21 protein-coding genes and 1 tRNA gene are annotated in these 25,836 nt (G+C 38.5%); 9 read left to right on the top strand and 13 right to left on the bottom strand.

Features of this window, described 5'->3' with window-relative positions; genetic code table 11:
• Positions 1 to 35: 35 nt before the first annotated feature.
• The 4 genes from J2X77_RS04540 to J2X77_RS04525 all read right to left on the bottom strand — a co-directional run bounded on the left by J2X77_RS04540 (position 36) and on the right by J2X77_RS04525 (position 4,328).
• Complete coding sequence (locus J2X77_RS04540; RefSeq protein ID WP_209576864.1) at positions 36 to 1,589, bottom strand: Rne/Rng family ribonuclease; 1,554 nt, start codon at positions 1,587 to 1,589, stop codon at positions 36 to 38.
• Positions 1,590 to 1,893: 304 nt separating this feature from the next.
• The gene (locus J2X77_RS04535) at positions 1,894 to 2,730 is read right to left on the bottom strand and encodes a tetratricopeptide repeat protein (protein ID WP_209576866.1); all 837 of its coding nucleotides are present in this window, start codon (positions 2,728 to 2,730) and stop codon (positions 1,894 to 1,896) included.
• Positions 2,731 to 2,748: 18 nt separating this feature from the next.
• A complete protein-coding gene (locus tag J2X77_RS04530; RefSeq protein WP_046673299.1) occupies positions 2,749 to 3,033 on the bottom strand; it encodes an HU family DNA-binding protein in 285 nt (94 codons plus the stop codon).
• Between the two features lie 248 nt (positions 3,034 to 3,281).
• A complete protein-coding gene (locus J2X77_RS04525) occupies positions 3,282 to 4,328 on the bottom strand; it encodes an 8-amino-7-oxononanoate synthase (RefSeq protein WP_209576868.1) in 1,047 nt (348 codons plus the stop codon).
• 405 nt (positions 4,329 to 4,733) lie between these two features.
• Between J2X77_RS04525 and J2X77_RS04520 the strand changes: the two genes are divergently transcribed.
• The 4 genes from J2X77_RS04520 (at position 4,734) to J2X77_RS04505 (ending at position 9,532) form a co-directional block, all read left to right on the top strand.
• Complete coding sequence (locus J2X77_RS04520; protein WP_310079311.1) at positions 4,734 to 6,881, top strand: carboxypeptidase-like regulatory domain-containing protein; 2,148 nt, start codon at positions 4,734 to 4,736, stop codon at positions 6,879 to 6,881.
• A gap of 134 nt (positions 6,882 to 7,015) precedes the next feature.
• Complete coding sequence (locus J2X77_RS04515) at positions 7,016 to 7,630, top strand: tetratricopeptide repeat protein (RefSeq protein ID WP_310079309.1); 615 nt, start codon at positions 7,016 to 7,018, stop codon at positions 7,628 to 7,630.
• A gap of 6 nt (positions 7,631 to 7,636) precedes the next feature.
• Complete coding sequence (locus J2X77_RS04510; RefSeq protein ID WP_209576876.1) at positions 7,637 to 8,725, top strand: sensor histidine kinase; 1,089 nt, start codon at positions 7,637 to 7,639, stop codon at positions 8,723 to 8,725.
• 57 nt (positions 8,726 to 8,782) lie between these two features.
• Positions 8,783 to 9,532 (top strand): LytTR family DNA-binding domain-containing protein, encoded by a 750-nt coding sequence (locus J2X77_RS04505; RefSeq protein WP_310079307.1) that lies wholly within the window; start codon positions 8,783 to 8,785, stop codon positions 9,530 to 9,532.
• A 128-nt stretch (positions 9,533 to 9,660) separates the two neighbouring features.
• On the opposite strand, the gene J2X77_RS04500 is transcribed toward J2X77_RS04505, so the two are convergent.
• From J2X77_RS04500 to J2X77_RS04480, 5 genes are all read right to left on the bottom strand, one after another.
• Positions 9,661 to 10,125 carry a hypothetical protein gene (locus tag J2X77_RS04500; RefSeq protein ID WP_209576880.1) on the bottom strand — a complete coding sequence of 155 codons (465 nt, stop codon included), beginning with the start codon at positions 10,123 to 10,125 and terminating at the stop codon, positions 9,661 to 9,663.
• Between the two features lie 7 nt (positions 10,126 to 10,132).
• Complete coding sequence (locus J2X77_RS04495) at positions 10,133 to 10,552, bottom strand: hypothetical protein (RefSeq protein WP_293880321.1); 420 nt, start codon at positions 10,550 to 10,552, stop codon at positions 10,133 to 10,135.
• 184 nt (positions 10,553 to 10,736) lie between these two features.
• Positions 10,737 to 11,867 (bottom strand): SH3 domain-containing protein, encoded by a 1,131-nt coding sequence (locus J2X77_RS04490; protein WP_209576883.1) that lies wholly within the window; start codon positions 11,865 to 11,867, stop codon positions 10,737 to 10,739.
• A 179-nt stretch (positions 11,868 to 12,046) separates the two neighbouring features.
• On the bottom strand, positions 12,047 to 12,652 hold the full coding sequence (locus tag J2X77_RS04485) for a CPBP family intramembrane glutamic endopeptidase (protein ID WP_310079303.1): 606 nt from the start codon (positions 12,650 to 12,652) through the stop codon (positions 12,047 to 12,049).
• Between the two features lie 278 nt (positions 12,653 to 12,930).
• Positions 12,931 to 13,791 carry a LytTR family DNA-binding domain-containing protein gene (locus J2X77_RS04480; protein ID WP_209576888.1) on the bottom strand — a complete coding sequence of 287 codons (861 nt, stop codon included), beginning with the start codon at positions 13,789 to 13,791 and terminating at the stop codon, positions 12,931 to 12,933.
• 209 nt (positions 13,792 to 14,000) lie between these two features.
• Between J2X77_RS04480 and J2X77_RS04475 the strand changes: the two genes are divergently transcribed.
• From J2X77_RS04475 to J2X77_RS04455, 5 genes are all read left to right on the top strand, one after another.
• Positions 14,001 to 15,335: an amidohydrolase family protein gene (locus J2X77_RS04475; RefSeq protein ID WP_310079301.1), complete on the top strand. Its 1,335-nt coding sequence runs from the start codon at positions 14,001 to 14,003 to the stop codon at positions 15,333 to 15,335.
• A 230-nt stretch (positions 15,336 to 15,565) separates the two neighbouring features.
• Positions 15,566 to 16,375, top strand: a complete 810-nt coding sequence (locus tag J2X77_RS04470) for a hypothetical protein (protein ID WP_209576890.1) — start codon at positions 15,566 to 15,568, stop codon at positions 16,373 to 16,375.
• Positions 16,375 to 17,139, top strand: a complete 765-nt coding sequence (locus tag J2X77_RS04465) for a methyltransferase domain-containing protein (protein ID WP_209576892.1) — start codon at positions 16,375 to 16,377, stop codon at positions 17,137 to 17,139. Before J2X77_RS04470 ends, J2X77_RS04465 begins: the two co-directional genes overlap by 1 nt.
• Before the next feature lie 9 nt (positions 17,140 to 17,148).
• On the top strand, positions 17,149 to 19,299 hold the full coding sequence (locus J2X77_RS04460; protein WP_209576893.1) for a 7TM diverse intracellular signaling domain-containing protein: 2,151 nt from the start codon (positions 17,149 to 17,151) through the stop codon (positions 19,297 to 19,299).
• A gap of 82 nt (positions 19,300 to 19,381) precedes the next feature.
• Positions 19,382 to 20,467 carry a hybrid sensor histidine kinase/response regulator gene (locus tag J2X77_RS04455; RefSeq protein WP_209576895.1) on the top strand — a complete coding sequence of 362 codons (1,086 nt, stop codon included), beginning with the start codon at positions 19,382 to 19,384 and terminating at the stop codon, positions 20,465 to 20,467.
• 100 nt (positions 20,468 to 20,567) lie between these two features.
• Here J2X77_RS04455 and J2X77_RS04450 read toward each other — a convergent pair whose 3' ends face one another.
• The 4 genes from J2X77_RS04450 to J2X77_RS04435 all read right to left on the bottom strand — a co-directional run bounded on the left by J2X77_RS04450 (position 20,568) and on the right by J2X77_RS04435 (position 25,708).
• On the bottom strand, positions 20,568 to 21,032 hold the full coding sequence (locus J2X77_RS04450) for a response regulator (RefSeq protein ID WP_209576897.1): 465 nt from the start codon (positions 21,030 to 21,032) through the stop codon (positions 20,568 to 20,570).
• Positions 21,033 to 21,278: 246 nt separating this feature from the next.
• Positions 21,279 to 21,351 (bottom strand) — tRNA-Lys (locus J2X77_RS04445).
• A 138-nt stretch (positions 21,352 to 21,489) separates the two neighbouring features.
• Complete coding sequence (locus J2X77_RS04440) at positions 21,490 to 22,251, bottom strand: hypothetical protein (protein WP_209576899.1); 762 nt, start codon at positions 22,249 to 22,251, stop codon at positions 21,490 to 21,492.
• A gap of 316 nt (positions 22,252 to 22,567) precedes the next feature.
• On the bottom strand, positions 22,568 to 25,708 hold the full coding sequence (locus J2X77_RS04435; protein ID WP_310079297.1) for a S41 family peptidase: 3,141 nt from the start codon (positions 25,706 to 25,708) through the stop codon (positions 22,568 to 22,570).
• Positions 25,709 to 25,836: the final 128 nt, after the last annotated feature.

The following is a 25,836-nucleotide window of genomic DNA, read 5'->3' as shown; positions in this document are numbered from 1 at the left end:
TATTCCTACTAACCCTTTTCGTTAATCTCTTTCTATTATAACTTGATTTCTTCATCCTTCGCATTGAAGAAATGGAATTCAGTTAGATAATATGACGTCATTGGATTTACTTTAATCCATTTTCCGTACTTGATGAACCATTTCATTCTTTTCGAAATCAAACCAGACTTAATGTAGGCGTCTATATAAGGGTGAACACATAACGTCACCTTTTTTTCGTTTTGTTCTTGAAGAATAAATTTCAAATTATTTTCAATATCATCCATCACGACAATACTTGATCGGATCTCACCTGTACCATCACAAGCCGGACATTTTTCGTTTGTGACAATATTCATTTCAGGTCTGACGCGCTGACGTGTAATTTGCACCAATCCAAATTTACTTGGTGGTAAAATCGTATGTCTTGCTCTATCCGATGCCATACATTCTTTTAAGAATGTATACAGCTCTTTTCGATGATTGGGTTTATGCATATCGATAAAATCGATGACTACAATTCCACCCATATCACGCAAACGCAGCTGTCGCGCAATTTCTTTTGCTGCTTCCATGTTGACCAGCAATGCATTGTCTTCCTGATTCTCCTTATTCGCAGAGCGGTTACCACTGTTGACATCAATAACATGTAAGGCTTCGGTATGCTCAATAACGAGATACGCACCACCTGGTAATGTTACCGTTTTGCCAAAAGCTGCCTTGATTTGCTTTTCAACTCCAAAATGATCAAAAATTGGCTCTTTATGTTTATAAAGCTTGACAATTTTCTCCAAATCTGGAGATATATCGTGTATATATGATTTTGTTTCTTCGAAGATCGAAGGATCATTAACATAAATATGCGAAAACTCGTCGGTCAAAATATCCCGTAGAATAGTGGATGCACGATCCATTTCTCCAAGAACCTTTTGCGGCGGTTCAGCATTACGAAGACGTTTGGTAAATAGCTCCCATTTTGAGATCAGGTCCAATAAGTCACGTTGTAGTTCTTCGACCCCCTTACCTTCAGAGACTGTACGGATAATCACGCCAAAATTTGCAGGCTTAATTCCTTCGACAATCTTCTTGAGGCGGTTGCGTTCGTTACTACCTTTGATACGCTTGGAAATGGAAACAGTACTTGAGAAAGGTACCAGAACGACAAAACGACCTGCTATTGAAAGGTCTGAACTCAGACGCGGTCCTTTTGTTGAAATGGGTTCTTTGGCGATTTGTACTGGCACGAGCATATTTTTGCTCAAGACATCAGAGATCTTACCAGCTTTATCGATATCCTTTTCAAGTTTTAAACTATTGAGCAGTTTCTCTTGATAACTGCCATTCTTGACTATACGGGTAAGCTTTAGCAAAGATTGAACTTGCGGACCCAAATCTAAATAATGTAGAAAAGCATCCTTTTCGTAGCCTACATCTACGAATGCTGCATTAAGCCCTGGCATAATTCGCTTAATACGTCCGAGATAGATATCTCCAACGGCGAAGTTATTATTTGCGGGCTCGCGGTTAAGTTCAACAAGCTGCTTATCTTGAAGTAAAGCAATAGTTACCCCTTTATCAGGAGTTGAATCGATAATTAATTCCTTTACCAAAAGCTACTCATTTTTGATACCTATGCAATATCCTATCGCAATCTTTGGTATCCGATTAAACATTTAAAGAACGTTGTTACGAAAAAAACAATCTACATACCCTTCACAGACATGTAGATCGTTTCGTAAAGCTATCTTAGCAAAATGGGCCAAGATGTTTAAAAGCTCATCACAAGACTATTTTTTCTTGTGTCTATTTTTTCTTAAACGTTTTTTACGTTTGTGAGTAGCCATCTTGTGTCTTTTTCTTTTTTTTCCGCTTGGCATAGCTAAATTTTTTAATGATTATAAAATAATAAATTAATTACTTGCTCAATTCAGCAATCTTTCGATCAATGAATTGTGATAGGGAAGGGTCGGCTGCCAGTTCCTTACTTTTTTGAAAAGCAGTCACAGCTTCCTTTTTCATCCCAATATTTTCGTAGCCCGTGGCTAAGTAAAAGTATGACTCAGCATCGGGTTTTTGATCGATAACGGTCTTAAAACGCTCGATGGCCTTGTCAAATTGACGGGACTGTAATGAAAACAATCCCAAAGTTTTATTTGCCTCTAAATTTTTAGGATCTGCAGCAACGACTTCCCGCAATAAGGCAATACCTGCCATGGGATTATTCGTTCCTGATACCATTGCGGCACCTAATCCTGTTTTTGCGTCCAAACTACTTGTATTCGCTTTTAACGCCGCCTCATAAGCATGAATAGCATTTTGATTCAACGCCTGCGCCAAAGTAGAATCTTGCAAATTTGTATAAGCAGCACGATACGCGTTACCAGCTTTCAACCAATACTCAAATTTGGGTGAAACCTTTGCCATTTCCTCATAGACGAAAGCCTGAGGGGCTGGTTTAGCGACATCATCCCACTTATCTGCCAACTGTTGCAACAGCTTTATCTTATCCTCTCCAGAAGCTTTTGCAACTTGGCCCTCAATATCGGAAATTTCTTTGACTAAACTAGCATCTAAACCTTGTTTTGTCATCGAAGATATATTTTCCAAATTTATTTCATTGGAAGGCTTCGATTCAGATGCTGCAGCAGTTTGTTTTTCTTTGTTCACCAAACCTTTAATAGGCTGCGCCAAAAGCACAGCAACCAAGGCTACTACTGATCCTATTACTATTATCTGTTTGGTTTTTGCCATGTTAATCTATTTTAAAGATTATTTATTGCCATTCTTTACTTTCTCTACGAAAATTTTAGCTGGCTTGAAACTAGGAACAAAGTGTTCAGGGATAATGATTGCTGTATTTTTTGAAATGTTTCTTGCAGTCTTCTCAGCTCTTTTTTTGACTACGAAGCTCCCAAAACCTCTTACATATACATTTTCTCCTCCGATCATTGCGTTTTTGACAACTTTAAAGAACGCCTCTACGGTTTCTTGAACATCTACCTTCTCTAAGCCAGTTTTGGTAGAGATCTCTGCAATAATTTCTGCTTTAGTCATATCTATTTTACTGTAATTATTTATTTTTCAACCCTTAAGCCAACTAATGTTTGGGGATGCAAAAGTATTGTTTTAAAATGAGTAATGGAAATTATTTAAATACTTTTTTGATAAATAAGCTTCCAAAAGCCAAACATTTACAATCATTTAACGAGATCCTAGTTTTATTCAACCATTAAAATAAAGTCCAAAAATAAAAACAATTATCTAATTTACAAGATGTTGACTCATTAGTTGCGCGATAAAAATCAATATATGCCAATAGCATGACTTAACCGATCCAAATCCGCTTCGCTATGATGTGCATTCACCACAATACGGTTCAATAGCGGGTCTGTAGCAAGCGGATAGGGAAAGCTCGAAACCAATATACCTGACGCCATCAGTCTTTCATAAAGGTTGATGTCTGTTGATGAAAAGACAGGAAAATTAGGCACAGCATTTAATCTGGACATTATACGTGCTTTGAAATAACTACTGTTGTACTGCAGTTTTTTGAATTGCTGTAAATAGATCTCCTCTCCATTTACAAATGCATATAAGCTCGCAGGCGAACTCGGAGATGCACCGGTATAAAAATTGGATTTTTTTAGCTTTTGGATCCGCTGCTCATCTGCCAGAATCAAACCCGCATCTGTTGCCAGCCCTTTCGCTAATGAAGCCACGACAATCAGTTCAATATTAGCCAAATTAAAACGGCTCTTATCGAACGAAATGCGATTTTTTCGCATAACACCAATTCCATGAGAATCGTCCAGCAGCAACAAAACCCGCTTGCTTGGATTAATCTGTGCAAAGACAGTAAAGTCATAAATCTCCGGCTTCATATTATCGAGACTGTTGCTGACAATAATAAAGGATTTTTGAACCGATTGGTTAATATATGCAACAGTTGAATTGGCCCAGTCAATAAAACTTCCCGCTACGACAGGTTTTTCGTCTAGCCACAACGAGGGGTGACAGGAGGGGGCATACAGCAATTCTCCTTCGCCGGCCAATGTCTTAATCAAAAATTGAGTAGCTAGATATCCACTGGAAAGCAATAAACTCGCTTCAAAATCAAAACGCCTCGCCGCATATCTTTCCGCTTGGTCATAGATCGCCTGTTGCACATTATTATTTCGCGAAGTCCCGTTATTTATGCCATAGCGTTGTATACCTTCTATAAAAATAGATGCATACGTGTGATCAGTTGCCAAACCTAAATACGAGGTTCCTCCAAAAAAAAGATATTCTTTGTCATCGACTGTAATAAGCCGGCCTGTTGGTTGTTCTAAACGCGTAAAATTATTCATGTTGGTGTTACCGATTCTTTTGCCCTGCGCTTCGGGACTTGCTATATATTGTGAATGAATCGAAAAAAACTATAATATTTTCGAAAGCCAGTTTAAATGATTGCTCGTAGCTATTTTCCACTTAGCCAATCACTTGGGAATGTTTCACTATTGGTACATCATAGCCGTCAAGAATTTTAACACAGTCAACATTCGCACAGCAAACTAACAGTCATTTAAAATAGTTATTCGCTTTTTCTTGACTTAAATTACAGCGCACACTTCTGTTATCAAACAGTACTTTTCGGCATCAATTTACAGCATAAAATTGGGATACCTCAATTCATCACGATATTTTGACATTCCATCCACTCTTTTTAGCAGTAAATGGTACTATCAGCCATATTTGAGCAAAATATAAAGAAAATGAAGCTGTTATTAACCTTACTATTTATTTCCATTAACATCCTATTTGCACAGTCTATTCTAAAAGGAAAAGTAGTCGGCAAAAATGGTAAACCTATTTATTTGGCCAATATTTATATCGATGGTAGCTACGATGGCGGCACCACAGATTCACTTGGCAACTTTGCTTTTGAAACGAATGAGCAAGGAGTTAAAATCATCAAAGCATCCGTTGTTGGCTTTCCCCTATACAGCAAGTCTATCCAACTGCCACAAAAAGAATTTCTGACTATACAAATGCTAGAAAGCGAAAATCGCTTACAGGAAGTCACCATTCAAGCAGGTATTCTGCAAGCAAATAGTTCTGGTAAAAACACCGTAATGAGCCCTTTAGATATCGTTACTACCGCAGGAAGTATGGGCAATATCATCAGCGCGCTGGCCACATTGCCTGGAGCACAGGTTGGAGGAGAAAATGGACGTCTTATGGTCCACGGTGGAGATGCTTCCGAAACACAGACTTACATAAATGGTATCAGAGTCGCCCAACCTTATACCGCAACGCCTAATGAAATTCCTGTCAGGGGCAGGTTTTCGCCCATGTTATTTAAGGGCGTGAATTTTTCTACTGGGGGCTATTCTGCAGAATTTGGAAATGCACTGTCGAGCATTCTAGCCCTGAATACCGAAAACACGATAGAACAACCCAAAACAGAACTTTCGCTATCTTCCGTTGGATTAGGTTTAGGGCATACTTTACAATGGGGCAAAAATTCGCTAACCTTCAACAGCAATTATACAAACCTAAGCCCCTATTCAAAAATTATTACACCAGATATTAACTGGACGAAGCCCTATGAAAATGCCGCTGGAGAAATGATTTATCGCCATCAATTTAAAGAAGGCTTTCTAAATATTTATGGGGCTTACACTTTCGAAAATATGGGGCTTTACCAAGCAGACATCAATTACCCACACCCTGTCCCGGTGAAAAAGAAATCCAACAACGCCTATACCAATATCAGCTACCGCCAGAATTTAGGAAACCACTGGACGCTCGAATCGGGCATAGGCCTAGGCTATCTGACGGATAAGGTTCTTTACGGAGAGGTTTACCTACCTAATGATGAAAAGAGTCTTCACTTAAAAGCAACACTAAGTAAAATCTGGAACAACAAGATTAAAAGCATTGGGGGAATAGAATACTTTGACACGAATTATCAAGAAGAATACCACCGGCAAGACCTTGACTATATGTATGGATTCCAAAGCAAAATGACTGCTCTATATACTGAAACGACCTTTGGTTTCTTACCAAACTTGATTGGGAAGATCGGCCTGCGAGAAACCTCTTCCAATTTGCAAAACAAGAAAACGTTAGAACCGAGGGCTTCGCTGGGCTACGCGTTAAATAAATATACCCAGCTCTCTGTTGCTTACGGGAACTTCCATCAGCAGGCACCTACACCAGTATTAAAATATGCTCCTCAGCTCGACTGGTTAGGGGCCAAACATTATATCGCAAATTATTTCTATGCGCGTGGAGGACATCTACTTCGCTTAGAGGCATACCGCAAAACTTACAACAACTTGGTTAAATACAATAGTGTAACACCTCAATATAATAGCCAATATGACAATAATGGAAGCGGAGATGTCAAAGGCTTTGACCTATTTTACAAAAACAGCAGCAGTGTAAAAAACCTACAGTACTGGATATCCTATTCCTACACAGACAGCAAGAGAAATGAAGCGAACTATCCATCTACTGTTACTCCGCCTTATGTTTATAAACATAGTTTTAATATCGTTGGAAAATATTGGTTTTCAAGCCTTCGTTCACAACTCAGTTTGACTAACGCTTACGTATCGGGCAGAAATTATAACGATCCTAACCAAAGCTCCTTTATGGATGGCCACATCAGGGGTTATAATAATCTATCCATGAGCTGGTCATTTCTCTATAGCCAACAAAAAATTATCCATTTCTCCGTCAGTAACGTTCTCGGCGCTTCACCGATCTACGGTTATCAGTATGCAGATCAACCAAATGCACAGGGAATTTATAACCGTAGACCGATTGTCCCTACAGCCAAACGATTTGTTTTTCTTGGGTATTTCTGGACAATCAGTAAAAACGACAAAGACAATCAACTGGACAAATTATAGGAAGCAACAGCTCATCAGGGAAATACGTCGGTTCATCCAAATTTGTTTTTAATTGAGAGCAACGATACGCAACTTCACCCCTGTAAACTCGAAGAGACAATAACAAAAAAATACTTACTACTAAACTAAAAATTATGAAATCGATTATTATCGCCATTATCTGTTTAATAAGCAGTACAACATTTGCACAGAGCAATTTTGAAAAAAGTATGGGCCAGGCCATGGGTTTATGGCAGTCAGGAGAGACAAAAAAGGCGGCAGCTCTTCTCGAACGTATTTCACAGGTAGAAAAAAACAACTGGATACCAGCGTATTATCAAGCAATGGTGTTCACAACTGCTTCCTTTAAAGAGAAAAATAAAGAAACACAAGCGAAATATATACAATCTGCGGAAGATATTTTGAAAAGCACTGCACAAGACAATAATCCTGAATGGCTTATTTTACGGGCAATGAACAAGACAGCATTAATGATAACCGATCCAATGACAAAAGGTAAGGAACTGTCGCCTATCATCATAGGCCTTTATAAGAAAGCACTTGCATTAGCCCCCAATAATCCACGAGCAGTATTGGGCCTCGCAGAATTCCAAATGAACGCAAAAAAATATTTCAATCAAGATACCCGTAAAGAATGTGAGGATGTCAAGAAAGCACTATCTTTATTCAATGAACAAAAAGTCTCCATTCCCTTTGCGCCATCATGGGGCAAAGATCGGGCAGAACAACTGTTAAAAGAATGCAATTAATACTTTGTGAAAAAAGCACCGTTTAAAGCAATTATACAAGCGTTATTGGCAAGCTTCGTCGTAAGCACTTATTTTGTGGTTATGGCCAAGCTTGACCATAACGATGTCCCTTGGACATCCATTATTTTTCACCCTAATATGGCCAGAGGTCTTTTATACGGATTTTTTCTTTTCCTAGGCCATAACTATCTGTCGAAATGGGTAGGGAATAAATACCCTAACAGTAAAGATTTTGGGAAAAAGATGCTTATCTTTTATAGTGTCAGTTTCTTCTTGACCATAGTAGTCGTTTTTATTGTGAATGCTTTTTTCTCAGGCCTATTCTACCCGGGAGTTACTAAAAGCTTCGCTCAGCGCTTTCACCATTTCACTCATCAGCAGCGTGTTGCATACTACTTTCAAACGGCGATGATATCATGGTGCATTTCAATGATTTTCTTTGGTCTCTACTTTTATAAAAGGTTCAAAGACTATCAAATCAAGGAATTTCAACAAGAAAAGGAACTAATAGCAGCACAATTTGAATCGCTCAAGAATCAACTCGATCCGCATTTTCTGTTCAACAGTCTGAATGTATTAAATGGTTTAATTGAGGAGAGTCCCAAAAAGGCCAGCATGTTTACCACTGATCTTTCTAAAATCTATCGCTATGTTTTGGAGCATAAAGATAAAAGTTTCGTCTCACTGCAGGATGAGCTCACTTTTTCAACAGCCTATCTGAATCTGTTAAGTCTTCGATTCGAAGCGGGAATTCAGATCGATTTAGAGATCAATGATGAGCAGCGTAAGGGATTTATTCTACCTCTTTCACTTCAACTACTGATCGAAAACGTGATCAAACACAATGTTGTGTCACTTAGAAAACCTCTTTTATTAAAGATTTATCGAAAAAATGATTACCTCTATGTTGATAATAATCTTCAAAAGAAGAAGGTGCTCCATGGCCACTCGGGAATTGGCCTAAAAAATATTCAGGAGCGGTATGCAATACTCTCCGATTTACCCGTGTATATTGAGGAAAGTGATATCCTGTTTTCAGTTGCGCTACCGATTATCAAAGAAATTGCGCCCCGCCCCCAAACTCTTGCGCTGTAACGGGCACTAAATTAAAAACACAAAGATCCGACGACAAATAAGCACCCTATACAAGCCATGAAAATATTAATCATAGAAGACGAACTCCCATCAGCGAGACTACTCCAAAGAAAATTGGAGAACATGGGTTACACAGTATCTGCGGTACTGCAAACTGTCGAGGAATCTGTAGAATGGTTTATGTCAAATACTGAACCTGATCTACTTTTTTTGGATGTCCAACTCGCTGATGGGATTTCATTTGATATTCTCGAACAGGTTAAGCCAAGTGCGGCTATTATTTTTACCACTGCATACGATGAATATATGTTACGTGCGTTTAAACAAAACAGCATTGATTACTTACTTAAGCCGATTGATGATGAAGAATTGAAAAATGCAGTTGAAAAATTCCTTCATTTTAGGCGACCCAATACCCATTTCGACCTAACATCGTTAGAAGCTTTGTATAGCAACGCTTTACCTACCTACAAGGAACGCTTTACAATAAAACTTGGCCAAAACATAAAACTAGTGACAACCCAGAATATTGAATGTATTTATAGTGAGAACAAAGGCACTTATCTTTATACCAATGAAAATGAAAATTATCTTTTGGATCAGACATTGGACGGTTTGGTACCGCAATTGTCCCCTAAAGATTTTTTCAGGATCAACCGAAGCACTATCGTTCAATTTGACGCCATCAAAAGTATTGCTGTACATTCCAATGCCCGGTTGAAAATATACCTTAAGCACTATACATCGGATGAGCTCATTGTTTCACGGGAAAGAGTCACCGCATTCAAGAAGTGGCTTGACAACTAGTCCAAAAGAGATTAAAAACACTGTAGCACAAGAAATTAAAAAAGAAACAGACCATAATCAAAAATGATCTTGCCAAACTAGGATTTTGGAGTATTTAATTAGGCTAATGAGACACAAAGAAAATCAAACTACATATTGATTCGATAATTTAGCGGAATACTGAATCGTAGAGATACTGCGAATCCCTTTATAGGGTTATAATCTTTTTTGTCACTGATTGAAAATCCATATCCCAAGTCAATATCCAATAAAGTCGCTAAGCTCAACCCAACTTTCGGTGTTATAGTATAAGGACTAAGTTCTGTACGAAAAAACGGAGTCAGAACATATGTTTGAGGATAATAAGTTACCGCAGCCTCAGGGATGACGGCAAATTTCTTTTGAGTCCAGGTAAAGTTGGCTGTGGCATCGGCTCGCAAAATATGATCACCAACAACGGGAAAAGCAAAATAAGCGCCACTTTTTACTATACTTCCCTTTTGAAATTGGTAGCTCAAGGTAGGGCCGATTAAGTAATCTTGTGCTCTAACACGTCCAATAAGAGCCAATAAGATAAATACAACGAGAAAAAGATAGGAAATCTTACTTTGCATGCTTCTATTAATAAATATGAAAATTAAGCGGAATATTGACACCGACCGACACAGTAAACCCTTCAATTGGCTTAAAGTTTTTCTTCGTGTTATAGTCAAATCCATAACCTATACCGAGATCGACAATAGAAAAGAGACTAGCTCCGACTTTAGGTGTTATTGTGTAAGGTGTGAGTTCAGCTTTCACAAAAGGGAACAGAACAAAATCATTTAGGTAATAGGTGAACCCCAATTCTGGAATGACAGTTGTTTTACCTCCCATCCAGCTGAAATTAGCGCCGGCATCAATTTTCATATATTGAAAATCATTAGGGGCAAACAATCCCCAGCCTGAAACTTTCAGAAAATTACCACTTTGATACTGATAACCTACGGAAGGTCCCCAAATCCATTTATTATGCTCCTTCCATGGTTGCTCTTGTGCCATGGAAGACATAGTAAACATAAAAATGATTGTAAATAATGATAATATTCTTAATTTCATCCAGCTAAATTACAAACTATAATCTAATTTTATGAATACAACAGGTACAGGTTAGAATAGTTTTAGTGAACAGAAAAATAATACAATCTAAGTATTCCGATCAATAAAAGTAGGGCTTAGCTGTTCTCTACTGTGGTAATATGCTAATTCTAATAAACTGTGCTTTTTCATTTAAAGCACCCTCATCCCCCCAATAGCCATTGATATGGTTAGCAGCGGTATAGATGCAACCATCGTTCCCCCAGAATATCAGTTCCTCCTTCCAAGTTGGCATCCACTCCTTAAACCTCACAAAAAGCATTGGTGAAAGCTTCCCTTGTTTCACGTGGAAGAGCTGTAAGTCGCCCGTGGATTCATAAGGATCAGCCAGCAGAGTCATTAGGTAATTTTTATCCAATGAAAAGAAGGGGGAGGCACCACACTCCACAATTAAATGACCGTCTTGTTTGTCAAAAAGGCGTACATCAGAACTTTCCCAATAATTCCCTTCCACTGCATAAGCATTTAGAAAATCATAATGCCCTTTGTACGAATACCGCTCTTCTAATTCACTATCGATACCCTTATCCGTAAATATTAGTTTTTCCCCATTTTTCAAAGGCAGCTCCAATACCTTCCCATTTTTAGGATAAGACATGGTATCCTTTATCAAGTAGTCTTTCGAAGTTTTACGAGCTGCAGAAAATGTTTGCTCATCGATCAATTCTACCCGCAGATATTTATCTAAAGAATGTCCCTTTTCATAATAGGTTTCTCGACCATTTATCGTAATAGAAATGATTAAGTTTAAATCTTTCGGTGATATTGTAATTTGATCTTGTTTTCCCAGCTTCGACTTTGCGACATATACCTTTTCCCATCTCGTTACATCACCCATCTCACCTTGTGCTCCTTTATAATCCCGTTGAATGCGATCCATGACGGCAACCCAATCCCCTTCTTCAGCAATAACATCGAGTTTGGTACCATAGGGATATTTCCCCAATACCGGCGCAGACTGATCAGGCCCCTGACGAAGTTCAACGCCTGACCGATCAACCACATAGCTGTTTTTTAAAACCTTCGTATTTTCATAATCAATTGGCAAAGGAGGGAATTGCGCAGGGGTGATCGTATCCTTTACAGCTACTATTTTAACTATAGATGAATCTTTTGCACCTGTGCCTTTATCGTTTGTGTTGCGATCACAACTCAATGTTCCAATGGCTAAAGCTGATCCGATCAAGAGCAATAGTGGTAAAAATAACAGTCTATTCATAAACATCAAGTTAGCCAATCTTATGCCAAAAAAAATACTGTTTTCAGAGATTATCCAAGAGTTAGCGATCACCAAAGAATCTATTTTAGCCATAAACTATTGCTCATATGATCTTCAAGAGGGTCATTTTGCAACAACACATGTACAGCCACAAACGCCCTTTGAAATAAGATATCCCATTAACTGTTCAGCCATAAATTTCTCAATTTGACCTGTAGACCAGCATTCGTTTTCCGCGCATGCAAGATCGTCCATACAATCGCCATAAAGACAGTAAAAAAACGAAAGAAATTGCTCCATACATTTCCAGCGGAATTGTCAGCAACATCAAAGATCATCCAGGTTAAATTCATAAAAATATGAAGTGCGATCGGGATCCATAGATTAAACTTCCATTCGACATACAACCACGAAAACAGGATCGCGCCGAAGAACGTTATGCTAAATATCAAAACCAATTCAACCAAGTCCTGACTCTGATAAAGGTGTAGTAAGGCAAATAGGAATGACGTTGCAAAAATGGATGGAATGAATCCTAGTCGGGTATAGCGAAAAACTAAACCAAAAAAATAGGCACGAAAGATTATCTCTTCAAAGAATCCTGAAGATACACTATTTATTAATAGCGTGTTTGGATCTATTTTACGATTTATGGTAAAAACACAGGCGTAACCCAAGAACATCGGCAAAGTTGTTATCACCCCAAAAGAAATCCCTTGTAGAAAAGAACCATTTAACCCGAATTTTGTGAAGAATTTATCTGACTCTTTTGGCTTAAGTAGCATTGCTCCCAAAAATAGTGGCAAAAGGCTTATAGAATAAGCGCACACGTGCCTAAAAACCGACTAGGAATATAGTTAATTAGAGTAGATTGCAGTGTGGAAAAGAACGAATAATCAAGAATAAAATATATTCCGAAAAAAAGAAATAGTAAGAGCAGGTTTAAATTTTTAGTTTTCATCTTTTTTTTAAGCGAAATTATGCTCCACTTTAGGAATACACAAAATTATGTGGTATACGTCAAGTTTTAGGGATGATTGACAACAGCGTAACTGGCCGTTGGTTATAAATAGGGTCGAACGGATTCAATGGCAGACCTTGAAACGATGGCGAAATCGTCAATATCTGCAAAACGCAACAAAAAACCTTGTGCATTTCTTTCCTTTACCAATATCTTTTCAAAGTTGACTAGATATGATCGGTGACACCGGTGGATAGCACCCGTATGTAGAAGCTGAGACAAGTGCGTTAATGTTATTCGTATCATTTGCTTCTTCAGTGTATCATCTTTTCTGAAATAGATCATGCAATAATTGTCCATCGATTTTGCGAAAATAAAATCATCCGGCTGTAATGTTATTGTTTGGCTTCCATTTGGAATACTGACTAATGTCAAAAAATGACAATCATTACCTTGACTTGATATCGCATCTGAGTTTATCGGAATTACAACATTAAGCGGATTATTTTGTACATGATGTGGACTATACCTGTTTATTCGAAGCAAAAAATAAATCGTTCCAATTGGACTATAGAGTGACAGTGTATAAAATCCAATAAAAGGGAGGTTGCTCCATTGTAGAGGCGCACCATTAATAATCCAACCATGATAGATGAAATTACAAAAACTTGTCACTAGTAGTACAAGGGTGATACGGAACAACTCCATAGCAATCGTTTCGATTTTTGTACGTAAGACAAGAGAAACTAGTATATAAACTGCAGATAATATTGCCCCATATCCGGATAACAAAACAAATTTATGGATATGATCAAAATTGTACGTTCCAAATGGTTGAAAAACGATCAGGAAGAGATAGGCTGATAAACCGAGCAAGAAAGACAAGGTGAACAGTTCTTTTTTAGTACTGATCTTAGGAATTACACCACTTAAATAACTTCGAATGATTTTTTTATACATCATAATGGAATAAAATTAACTCTTTTCAAATGATTGCTAGCATTATTGACTCCTATTTACCTAAAAAGAGGAGTCGAGAGGAAATTTGTGCCGAAACATCTAAAATATATTAAATTTATAGTTTAACTTAGAAGATACTTTTCGAGCTGACATCAGTTCGTTGAAATCAAAATTTATTTGTCATATTATATATCACCGTAATTCTTCATACTATGCGTCTAGGTCAACTACTAACTCTATTTCTTTGTATAGTTTTTCTACAGGCTATCCAAGGTCAGGAGAAGCAGGTTTTAATAGAAAATGTCAAACTGATTGACTTTACGAGTCAAATGCTAACCTCTCCAAGGTATGTTTTAATAGAAGGCAGCACCATTAAGCACATAAGCGCGTCTCCAATTAAGGCGAAAGATAAGGATGTCATTCGAATTGACGGTAAAGGCAAAACACTCATGCCGGGTTTGATTGACGCCCATGTACATTTGGTATTTGGCGCTTTGACGATGCCACAGATGATGACAAATGACTTATCGGAAGAATTTTTGTTCAATACAGTAGGCAGTTCAGCTCAACAGATGTTAATGCGTGGTTTTACAAGCGTACGTGATGTCGGTGGTCCAATATTCCCATTAAAAGCTGCCATTGATAAGGGCAAACTTTTGGGACCTAGGATATGGCCATCTGGGGCTACGATAAGCCAGACGGCAGGGCATGGGGACTTTCGTACTCCTGAGGAAAAATCACGCCGCTTTTTTGGAGTAGTCTCTCGTGCAGAACGATATGGTGCCACATTTATCGCCGACGGGCGTGCCGAGGTATTGACTGCAGTGAGAGAAAATTTGAGATTTGGAGCGAGTCAAATTAAACTCATGGCAGGCGGGGGCACTTCTTCTGCATACGATCCAGTAGATGTAACCCAATATACTCTTGACGAGATGAAGGCGGCAGTGGAAGCGGCAGAAGATTGGGGAACTTATGTCACCGTACATGCTTATACACCAAGAGCGATTCAAAGAGCGATCGAAGCTGGCGTAAGATGTATCGAACATGGACAATTGCTTGACGAAGAAACGTTGCAGCTAATTGCAAAAAACAATATTTGGCTAAGTTTACAGAATCTTGTGGAAGATACGCCCGATATGGATCCGCAACGAAGAATCAAGCGTAAGCCTGTCATAGAAGGTCAGGAAAAAGTGTGGCCTATGGCTAAAAAATATGGCGTAAAACTAGCCTGGGGTACAGATTTCCTTTTTGAACCTGATCTGAATAAATTGCAGAATGCATTTATATTGCGACTTCAAAAGTGGTTTACAAATGCCGAAATCATTAAAATGGTCACACACGATAATGGTGAACTTCTACAGCTTTCAGGATTAAGAAGTCCATATCCCGGCAAACTAGGAAGTATTGAGGAAGGCGCTCTGGCAGATCTTATCCTTGTTGATGGTGACCCGCTCAAGGATCTAAAATTGTTGGCAGATCCAGATAAAAACTTTTTGGTAATTATGAAAGATGGTCAGATTTATAAAAATACCCTGCAGAAACATTAATGCTGTGAGGTGGACATTATGACGTCAAAAATATAATTTAATAAGACAATAAAATATTTTCGATGAAATCAGTTTAAATAGGTAATTTTTGCCTATGTAGATGAAAAAAATCAAATAATTTCATCATTGAAAATTACAGATAATTTCTTTAAGATATAAATTATTTGAAGAATAAACAGCTTTGCATTTAATTGATTAGATTTGCGTTTAAACGATAAATCAAGCATTCGGTGGCATTATTATTCAACGAAGGACGTCCAGTAGTAAGACTAAGAGCATTTCGGGCTATCGACGATCCCCAAACCTGTGAACGTTTCATAGAAGGACACGCGCATGTATTAACGGCTATAGGCGTGAAGAAGGTGACTTCCTCCAAAAATGACTGGATGTATAATCCGGCATCATTCGTGCTGATCGTAGAATCCCTTGATGGCGACAAAGTCTATGGAGGAGTACGCATACACGTATCTGGTGGTAGCGAACCTCTTCCGATTGAACAAGCAACCGGATCGATGGATGCTAAAATTTTAGACCTTGTTTATGAGTACGCGCAAAAGGGAACAGGTGAAGGCTGTGGGCTATGGAACTCGCGAGAGATTGCTGGATATGGCATTGGCAGCATATTTTTAACACGGGCTGGCGCTGCGATCAGTACACAGGTCGGCATTAAATCGCTATTTGCTTTATGCGCTCCTTATACAGTAAAATTAGCAGAAAGTGTTGGCTACCGGATCGACACCAGTGTTGGAAATAATGGTACATTTTATTATCCTAAGCTAGACCTGCTGGCAACTGTGATGATTATGCGAAACCTAGAAACCCTAACCGAAGCCGATCAAGAAAACAAAGATGCAATTCTTTCCCTTCGTAATAATTCCAATATTGTCCGCATAGAAACTTTGCGGAATAAAGAAATTGAAATCCATTATCAAATTGATATTCCGAATTTGAATCAATGGGATCTAAATGAGATTATTAAAAATCTGAAACATACATCATTAGACCATAGGCCAGATGATCGTAATTTAAATATTTTGTAATGGACAATAAGCATTATAATGCCGGATACTTGATGGATACCGGTGATTTTCTTAAACAATTGAAAATACATTCATACACTCCTTTCAATTCGATTAAAGAGGGCGTGGTTGTCGATCTTGGTTGTGGCACTGGAATGGATGCCATCAACTTGGCAAACATGCTGGGTGATAATGTACTAGTCGTTGGTTTAGATCATGATAACACCCTAATTGAGCATGCGAAATCAAGTGCTGCAAACATAAAAAATGTAGACTTCGTTCAAGGTGAGGTTTACAACCTTAGCTTTGCAGACAATTCCATCTCCGGTATTAGAATGGAACGCGTTGTACAACATCTAGCGGAGGCGCAAAAAATGTTTGCCGAGGTTCACCGTGTTTTGATTGAGGGGAAACCTCTGGTTATCGTTGAGACCATCTGGAATAGTCTGACATTCTATAGCAAACACGTGGGTATTGAGGCAAAGATATGCCATTATTTGACCAATGAAAAAGTTAATAATGGCTGGGCCGGAAATAAATTAACCTCAGATCTATTAAATCAAGGTTTTAAACACGTAGAATTGCAAACATTTTGTATGGTGGCCCGCTCGAAAGAGGAAGCTAATCGTTATCTATTTTTAGATAAAATCCTTTTAGAAATGGTCGAAAAAGAGCAATTGAGCACCGCCGAGATGGAGGAGTTTCAAAACACATTGAACCAAGCTGACGAAGCGGGCTGCTTCCTTGTCTCTATGAATTTAGTTATCGCCGAAGCAAAAAAATAGCATATTGTGATGAGATGCTGGCTTAACCTAATTTTCCTATTGATCTGTACATATAGTTCGCCCTGTTTTGGAGAGGTTATTATAGAACACCCAACGCAGCGCTTATTGATCGGATATGGCCTAGAACGCTACGAAGGCAATGGACGGCCTGATTTTTCAGATACTTCGGATTCATCCTTCCAATCTTTGGGAAGCAAAGTCCCCAATTTAGGTACATCATCTTCTGATATCTGGCTCCGGTTGCCGATGATAAATAAGGGCAAAGATAAACTTGAGCTCCTACTCGAGATCGCCTATCCTCTTCTTGACGAGGTCGAATTATTTATACCATCACCAGATGGGAGTTATAAATCGATCAAGTTGGGAGAACATCGCCCTTTTTCGGCTAGAAAATATAAGGTACCTAATTACGCATTTGACATTCAATTAACAGGAAATAAGAAAACCACATTTTTTATTCGAGTTAAGAGCACCGAACAGATTATTCTACCAATCTATTTAAGTAACGAACGAAGTTTCTTAAAAGAAATGAATGATGATAGCTTATTAAGCGGTATTTATATCGGAATTGTCTGCATTATGGCAATATATAATTTATTTTTATTTTTCTCTGTTCGGGAGAGGGGCTATCTATATTATGTACTATATGTTCTTTGTGCAGGAATAACACAAATGGGAATTAAAGGTTACAGTTTTCAATATTTATGGCCAAATTGGACGTATTTCGCAACAAAAGGGCCGATTATTTTTGGATGTCTATCAGGATTATGTGCCTTACTTTTTGCAGATTCATTCCTACAATTATCCAAAAATGCGCCTAGATCACGGCGTGTGATCACTTTTTTCATTGTCCTCTTTGTCATTGGCCCAGTTCTAACACTACTAAACCTTACCCAACTGGCATTTACGGTTATGCAATTAACAACGGGAGCGGGGTCTTTATTCGTCCTTTACTTATCCTACCGTGTGATGATAAATGGTTATAAGCCCGCTAAATATTTTGTTTATGGTTGGACGGTTTTATTGTTGGGTTCAGTAGTATTCTTACTAAAGGACTATGGCATCCTACAATACAACGATTTTACAAGCAACGCTGTACAAATTGCTTCCGTTGTTGAAATGGCTCTATTATCATTCGGTCTCGCTTATAGTATCAATATCTTAAAAGAAGAGAAAGAAGCCTCGCAAGTCAGGGAATTAGCGATTTCGTTAGAAAACGAAAGATTGATACGCGAGCAAAATATAGTGTTGGAACAAAAAGTGGATGAGCGGACACGTGAATTGACACAATCTAACGAGTCTCTACAGACCACTCTTACTCACCTAAAGGAAACGCAATCCCAGCTTGTTGAGGCTGAAAAGATGGCGTCCCTTGGTCAGTTGACAGCCGGGGTTGCCCATGAAATCAATAACCCTATCAATTTTGTCACATCGAACGTTGCCCCATTAAAACGTGACATAAAGATGATCTGGGAAACACTAGAGGAAGTGGAACGTATAGCCTTTAAAGAAGGTATATCGGATACAGAAAAACAAATTCAGATTAAAAAATTTAAAGACGATCTAGATATTGACTATTTAAAAACAGAGGTGGATTTTTTATTAAAAGGTATGCACGATGGAGCTCACCGTACCGCGGAAATAGTCAAGAGTTTACGGATTTTTTCACGTGTGGATGAGGATACATTAAAATTTGCCGATCTGAATGAGGGACTTGAATCAACAATGGTTATTCTCAATAGTCTATTGAATAACACAATAGAGGTTGATAAGATCTATGGAGATATGCCGAAAGTAGAATGTCATGCAGGTAAACTTAATCAAGTATTTCTGAATATTGTTACAAATGCTATTTATGCTGTAAATAAAAAATTCAACCACGAAGTCGGTGGAAAAATATGTATTGAGACCGGAGTTTATAACGATGACACTTCGGTTTTTATCAAAATCGCCGATAATGGTATTGGTATTCCAAAAGAAATTCATGAACGGATCTTTGAACCGTTTTTTACGACGAAAGACGTCGGCGAGGGGACTGGTCTAGGAATGTCCATTGCCTACAATACTATTGCAAAACATCATGGTCGGATTGTTGTAGATTCAGAAGTGGGACAGGGTACCAGTTTTACACTAATCATTCCAATTCAACAAAATGATTAGTATAACTATAAACTTAAAATAGTTCAATTAACTATTATTTTTTCATATCTTTTGTAAGGGAATAAAACCATATAATAAAATTATGCAGAGGGAGTTTGAAATACTATATATCGATGACGAAGCCAACAATTTAGTTAGCTTTAAAGCGAACTTTAGATACGATTATACGATCTATACAGCATCCAACACAACTGAAGCTGAAAAGATACTTCATACTCATCCGGATATCCGTATTATCTTCTGCGATCAACGCATGCCTGATGAGATGGGCATCGATTTTTTACACCGCATAAAAAAAGACTTTCCAAAGCCAATCCGTATTCTTCTAACAGCTTACGCCAATATGGAAACTGTAATTGAAGCAGTCAATAAAGGACATATATTTAGATTTGTCCGCAAACCCTGGATGAATGAAGAGATTGTTTCGGCTATAGAAGAGGCAAATAAATTTTATGTTGCAAACTCCATGCTTGAGGTAAAAAATCGCGAGCTACAAAAAGCTTATGATGAATTAGATAAGTTTGCTTATAGCGTTAGCCACGACCTTCGTGATCCGTTGACCGGAGTTCTTTCCGCTGTGAAACTTGGACTGGAGTTTGACAGCGTAGATCGAATTCATGAGTTGCTCGCGCTAATGGATAGTTCATTAGTTAGTTTGGACGCTTACATTGACAGCCTACGCGACTATTATTTACTAAGACGAGGCGAGCTCCTGCTGTCCGAGATAAATTTTGAAGAACTCTTCGGCAATATACGTCAATTTTATAGTATGTATACGCAAAATAAAGAGGTCGCTTTTGAAATTTTAGTGGATCAAAAGGAGAATTTTAATGGAGACAAGGCGCTTCTTGAACTCATTTTACATAATCTTCTTTCTAATGCTTTTAAATACCAAAGTAAGGGGCAAGAGAATCAGTTTGTCAAGCTTTCTGTTTTGGTATCAGAACGTAAAGCGAAAATAGTTGTGAGCGACAATGGAATAGGGATATCGCCAGAGTATGTTGACGATATATTCAAACTATTCTTCAGAGCTAGTGATCAAGCTAAAGGGATGGGATTTGGACTCTATAATGTTCAAAATGCACTCTTGAAGCTCCAGGGAAAAATTGAAGTGGAATCACAACCCGATCAAGGTACAACCTTTACAGTCGTCATACCGAGTAAATAAGCCTTTTATAGTTGACCATCATAGACGATGGAAAGCTTATCAAAATGCCAGAAAACATCAACAAAGCTTAAAAGCTTACTTTCCTAAACTTATCTTATTTTTACGAAAGTAGCTTTTGGCGTAACAAAAATTCCAATTGGTCGTTAGAAGTCTCTAGCTGAGAATTTGTCTCCACAATCTTTTGACGTTCTGCATATACATCATAAGCGCGCTGAATCGTCTGATCAAGTTCCTCTTCACTCCAAGGCTTATTGAGATAATGAAAGATTTTTCCTTTATTAACGGCGTCAACAACAGCAGCCATGTCCGTATATCCTGTCAAAAGAATACGCATAGGGGCGGCATTAATTTTAATAATCTGCTCCAAAAACTCTACACCAGTCATTTCTGGCATACGTTGATCCGTAATAATAATGTGTATTTGATTGTTTTTGACAATATCGATTGCATCAGCGCCACTAATGGCGGTAAATACGGTATACTTTAGCCGAAATGTCGCTTTAAAAGAAAACAAATTGTTTTCTTCATCATCAACGTACAATATCGAAATCTTCTTGTCTTCCATAAGCTTATCTTCTGAAATACAAATTTACGCAATTAATTTCCTGAATTAATAACAGATTAAAGAGTTTTATGTTTTCCTAGCAGAAAATATTCGATGACCAATACGATAAGCGGATCTCATAGCCAAATTTTATAACCTCCCCACACTATTAATAACATGAAGCTAATAACTGAAATAAGTAAATTATCAAGGTTGTTTAGCAATAAAAAAAGCCATTCTACGTACGTAAAATGGCTTTTTTGAAAGTGACCCCGCTGAGGCTCGAACTCAGGACCCACAGATTAAGAGTCTGTTGCTCTACCAACTGAGCTACGAAGTCATTCGATAGACCAAATGTAAGGTTCAACGCAGATAAAGTCAAGTGAAAAAGAATATTTTTTTGACTTTTATGACATTCAAGGGAGATTGTTAATGCATTTGTAATAATCAAGCGAACCGTATAAAGAGTCTCTATACCTTAATTGGTCTTCTGCTCCATATTGTGCTTCGTCTTTGGAACAGTTATCTTTCCCATGATCATTGGCCTAACTTCCATTTCTATTGGTTTATCCAAATGCATTTGATTCCCATTTTTCAATGGAACCACCACCGTTTTATACCCCAACATTTGTGCACGGAGCTCTTGATTTACCCCAAGTAGCGATTGTGGTACCCAAAGCTGAAAATTCCCTTTATCATCCACTTCAGTACGATAATTTCCTAAAGAGACCGTTGTTCCCGCCATACTCACATCACTTCCCGCACAAACCACACGACCTTTTATGCTAACCTTAGCACTATCGGCGCTGTCCTTTGATACTTTGCTATCGTTTGTTAACACGTGGATGCGGCCTTGCTCTTTAACCTTATTGATTCCCATCGCAGACTGTACAACGACTACTTCCCCCGTCAATTTGTTTTGTGCCTGAGCCGTATAAAGACTCAACGATCCGACCAAAATGAATCCCGCTGCGACTCCTGTCCACCCCCCGCGCCAAATAGGGTTTTTAGCAAAGGAAACATGCGCATCTAATTCGCGCATTAATTGGTCTTCATAAAATCTCCCACATAACCTTCTATTAGAGTTCTTTATTTCATTTACAATCTCCTGATCATCCATCTGAGAAAAATCAACAACGATCTTCTTACATTGACTACAGAAACGGCCTTGCTCCTGTGGAGTCATCTTATTCCAATCTGCCGAGCAAGCCTCTTTTACCTCTAAAAAAATCTTTTTCATATTATCTCCTGTTTAGTTTTTTGGAAGGGATGCAACACAATCAGCAATTTCACAATGAAACGCAACATAAAACCATTAACACCTAATAAGCAACAACTTAAAAATAAAAACCATTTAAAATCAGCAACTAATTTCCACAGGACAACCGTCAGAACTAGATGAGGAAATCATAGAATGCAAAGCGAAGAATAGCAAAAGCGACAAATAACAAGGTGCGAAAGAATATATTCAAAGAAAAAAAGCGCTGCAAAAGAATAGGCTGTCCAACTTTGTTAGACAGCCCATTTTCATGAAATAATTCTAGTGGATAATAGAATTATTTTATGGCACCTAGGATCTCCTTTATTGCTCTTTCCAATTGCGGGTCTTTATTTTCCATCCGGTCCTGGACTGTATTTTTCACAAGTATATCCGGTGCAACTCCAGTTTGCTCGAGGTCCTGACCATCAAGGGTGTAACATCCCCAAGAAGGAAGTCGATAGTTTGATCCGTCAACTAAACCTTTTGCTGACGTAAAAATAATCCAACGATAGGTCTCGTTACCAATGATTTTACCCAGTTTTAATGCCTTAAAGCCCGCTGCGGTCATTTCTGCATCGCTCAAAGATTGCTCATTAATTAACAGGACAATCGGTTTGGCTGCCGGTGCAAAATTACTTTGTGGTGCACGCTTACCCCCACGATATTGCCATTGCAGGTAAGGACGCTGAGACAAGAACCTTAAAACTTCATCATGGACATTTCCTCCTGTATTATACCTTAAGTCTAAAATTATCCCCTGTTTATTGTTCTCCTGCTCGGCCATGTCAATCAAAAAGCGTTGCAATTCAGCATCAGACATGTTCTTCATATGGGAATAGGCAATCTTGCTACCGCTCAACTGGTCTACACGGCTTCGGTTATCTCTAATCCATTGGTCGTAGAGCAAATCTTTAAACGTTGTGCTGGAAACCGGACGAATGTTTGTCTGAACTTCCTTTCCCTTGCGATCGAAGGTCAATTGGATCTCTTCCTCCAAAGAAGGCCAGGTGAAATAATTATCGCGGTCGGCCTGCGTATTTAATTTTGTTCCGTTGATAGCAAGGAGGACATCCCCCTCTTGAATATCAACTTCCTTTTTTGCAGCCGGGCCATTTGGAACAATATAGCTAACCTTGTAAGGGTTAGTGGCATCATAAAGTACACCGATTTCATTCGTTACAAAACCAAACGGTTTACGTTCTTCCTGCCCCATTGAACTAAAACCCAAATGCGACGAATTCAGTTCACCCAACATATCATTTAATAGGATACGCAAATCTGTCCGATCGTTTATCCCTGGAAGATACTGTTCATACTTCTTCTTGACAGCTACCCAATCTACCCCATGAAAGTGACTATCGTAGTAATTTTCCTCCAGATTGGCCCATGTTTCATAAAACATTTGACTGAACTCCTTCTCAAGATCCCGATTGAATTTAAAACTCATTGTGACCGCATCAAGTTTATTCAGATCCAGGTTATATTTCTGAATTGTTCCTCTGTTCAAAACGAAGTACTTGCCTGAAGACGCTACAAATTGGCCAAAGCCTCCATCAGTGACTTTTTCTGTTTTAGCTGGCACAAATAATTCATAAACGGTCCGATAAGCACTATATTTTCCTTCGTGGTTGGAGGAATAGAACAAATAAGATTTATCGCCCTTTTGTACAACCAAAGGATTAAATTGCGTTCCAAATGCAGGGCTAACTTGTTCAATACGGTCACGCAAACCTTCTAAATCCAATTGAACCAAAACAGTTTTCTTTGCATCGCCGGCTGGGCTCGCGACTGATTTAGGTTTTAATGTTGTATCTCTTTTTTCGGGTGTAACAAATAGTTCATCAAACTTTGTGCTACGATAAGGCTGATCAAAATTGGTCAAAGCCATCCGAAAAATACTTGAGTTTTGCATACCGGTGGGGTAGGATGGTTTGGTTCTGTTACTCGCAAAATAAATATATTTACCATCTGGAGACCAATATGGTGCTGCCTCTGTAACACCTGTATTTGTCAAATTAGTGGTTTGCTCATTTTTCAGGTTATACACAAAAATATCTTGTTCAAAATTACGTATAGCTGTAAATAACAGATAGTTTCCATCAGGGGAAAATGAAGGTGAAGAATTTTGAAATGCCCAGATTTCGTCTCTAACCACTATTTCACTCTTCAAACTTGTCAAATCCAGTATACGAACTTCATCACGCCCGCTCAAGTATACAGCTTTTGTTTTATCTGCATTAAACGTAATGTCACGGTTGTTACGCAGATCTTTTGTCAATTGCTTTACCTCTCCTTTGCCGTCTGCTGCGCGTGAAAACCAATTTTGATACCCGAGATACGTTTGGTTATAGAGCAATGTTTTACTGTCTTTAAGCCACTTAACTTCCATAATACGTTCGCCCTGACTTGGAATCTGACGAACAAACTTTCCTTCGATATCCGACACAAACAATTCCCCGCGGGATACAAACGCCATTTTTTTTCCGTCCGGAGAAACGTCGAAATTACTGATGTTACCTGAAATGTTAAACTCCTTCAGCTTTCCTAAGACCTGGTTGCGGTTAAGAGCGATGCTAGGTTGCATCGTTTTCTTTGCATTGACATCGTAAATATAAAGTTGGTAACCCTTTTCAAATGCGATTTTACTACCGTCTGCTGCGACAAACGGGCGTTTGATTGATTCTGAGAAAGCCGTCAATTGGATCTTCGATGATCCTGCTATTTGATAGAGATTATACTCACCATTACTTTCATCGGACACATAGAATATGTTTCCTTTTTGGTCGACTGTTGGCCAAAAATCTTTACCAATATAATCGGTATACTGGTGAAAAATTTTTGTTTTGGGATTATAACTCTTAATATCTGGATTGAAAGCTCCTTTATAGCGTTTGCGGTTGGCTGAACTATAACCTTCCCAGCTGTCATTGAATAATAATTCGCCTGAGGGTGTTGGCACCACATTGCTGATATAATTAAAGATATGGGGAAACAATCTTGTTGCCGTTCCACCATTCAAAGCAACCTGAAAGGCGCTCATTCTATTGTAACGGGATGAGGTAAAATAAAGTGATTTACTATCCCAGCTCCAGCTGTCCACTTCATCCGAAGCATCGTGATAAGTAAGCTGACGAATATCTCCACCCGCCAGCGGCATCACATAGATGTCCATATTACCATTTTGATTGGCCGAGAATGCCAGCCATTTTCCATCCGGAGAAATGCGTGGATTGATCTCGTTTCCTTCCATTCCGGTCAACCGAACTGCAACACCGCCTTGACTCCCCACTTTCCAAAGGTCGCCTTCGTAGCTAAATACCATTTCTTTACCATCGGGACTTAGTGTCGGATGGGACAGAAATGTGGGTTGCTGGGCAATAACACAGGTTGTTCCAACATAGGCCAGTAGTGTACTTAAAAATAGTTTTTTTATCATGTTATCTAGGAGGCTAATAATTGTTTGCCAATACAAAGGTAAAATAGGTAGCGAACAAACCACCATGAAATAAAGAAGATTTTTATCCGATCGTGTTTGAAATAAGCAAAAACAACTGTGCCGTATAT

This window comes from Sphingobacterium sp. 2149 (genome assembly GCF_031455655.1).
Classification (GTDB): domain Bacteria; phylum Bacteroidota; class Bacteroidia; order Sphingobacteriales; family Sphingobacteriaceae; genus Sphingobacterium.
This window is presented reverse-complemented; position numbering and strand designations above follow the sequence as displayed.

Bases quoted from the DNA above. Each gene is read 5' to 3' on its own strand.
- J2X77_RS04535 (WP_209576866.1), bottom strand. From the start codon at position 2,730: ATGGCAAAAACCAAACAGATAATAGTAATAGGATCAGTAGTAGCCTTG.
- J2X77_RS04530 (WP_046673299.1), bottom strand. From the start codon at position 3,033: ATGACTAAAGCAGAAATTATTGCAGAGATCTCTACCAAAACTGGCTTA.
- J2X77_RS04525 (WP_209576868.1), bottom strand. From the start codon at position 4,328: ATGAATAATTTTACGCGTTTAGAACAACCAACAGGCCGGCTTATTACA.
- J2X77_RS04520 (WP_310079311.1), top strand. From the start codon at position 4,734: ATGAAGCTGTTATTAACCTTACTATTTATTTCCATTAACATCCTATTT.
- J2X77_RS04515 (WP_310079309.1), top strand. From the start codon at position 7,016: ATGAAATCGATTATTATCGCCATTATCTGTTTAATAAGCAGTACAACA.
- J2X77_RS04505 (WP_310079307.1), top strand. From the start codon at position 8,783: ATGAAAATATTAATCATAGAAGACGAACTCCCATCAGCGAGACTACTC.
- J2X77_RS04500 (WP_209576880.1), bottom strand. From the start codon at position 10,125: ATGCAAAGTAAGATTTCCTATCTTTTTCTCGTTGTATTTATCTTATTG.
- J2X77_RS04495 (WP_293880321.1), bottom strand. From the start codon at position 10,552: ATGGCACAAGAGCAACCATGGAAGGAGCATAATAAATGGATTTGGGGA.
- J2X77_RS04490 (WP_209576883.1), bottom strand. From the start codon at position 11,867: ATGAATAGACTGTTATTTTTACCACTATTGCTCTTGATCGGATCAGCT.
- J2X77_RS04485 (WP_310079303.1), bottom strand. From the start codon at position 12,652: ATGCTACTTAAGCCAAAAGAGTCAGATAAATTCTTCACAAAATTCGGG.
- J2X77_RS04480 (WP_209576888.1), bottom strand. From the start codon at position 13,791: ATGATGTATAAAAAAATCATTCGAAGTTATTTAAGTGGTGTAATTCCT.
- J2X77_RS04475 (WP_310079301.1), top strand. From the start codon at position 14,001: ATGCGTCTAGGTCAACTACTAACTCTATTTCTTTGTATAGTTTTTCTA.
- J2X77_RS04465 (WP_209576892.1), top strand. From the start codon at position 16,375: ATGGACAATAAGCATTATAATGCCGGATACTTGATGGATACCGGTGAT.
- J2X77_RS04460 (WP_209576893.1), top strand. From the start codon at position 17,149: ATGAGATGCTGGCTTAACCTAATTTTCCTATTGATCTGTACATATAGT.
- J2X77_RS04455 (WP_209576895.1), top strand. From the start codon at position 19,382: ATGCAGAGGGAGTTTGAAATACTATATATCGATGACGAAGCCAACAAT.
- J2X77_RS04450 (WP_209576897.1), bottom strand. From the start codon at position 21,032: ATGGAAGACAAGAAGATTTCGATATTGTACGTTGATGATGAAGAAAAC.
- J2X77_RS04440 (WP_209576899.1), bottom strand. From the start codon at position 22,251: ATGAAAAAGATTTTTTTAGAGGTAAAAGAGGCTTGCTCGGCAGATTGG.
- J2X77_RS04435 (WP_310079297.1), bottom strand. From the start codon at position 25,708: ATGATAAAAAAACTATTTTTAAGTACACTACTGGCCTATGTTGGAACA.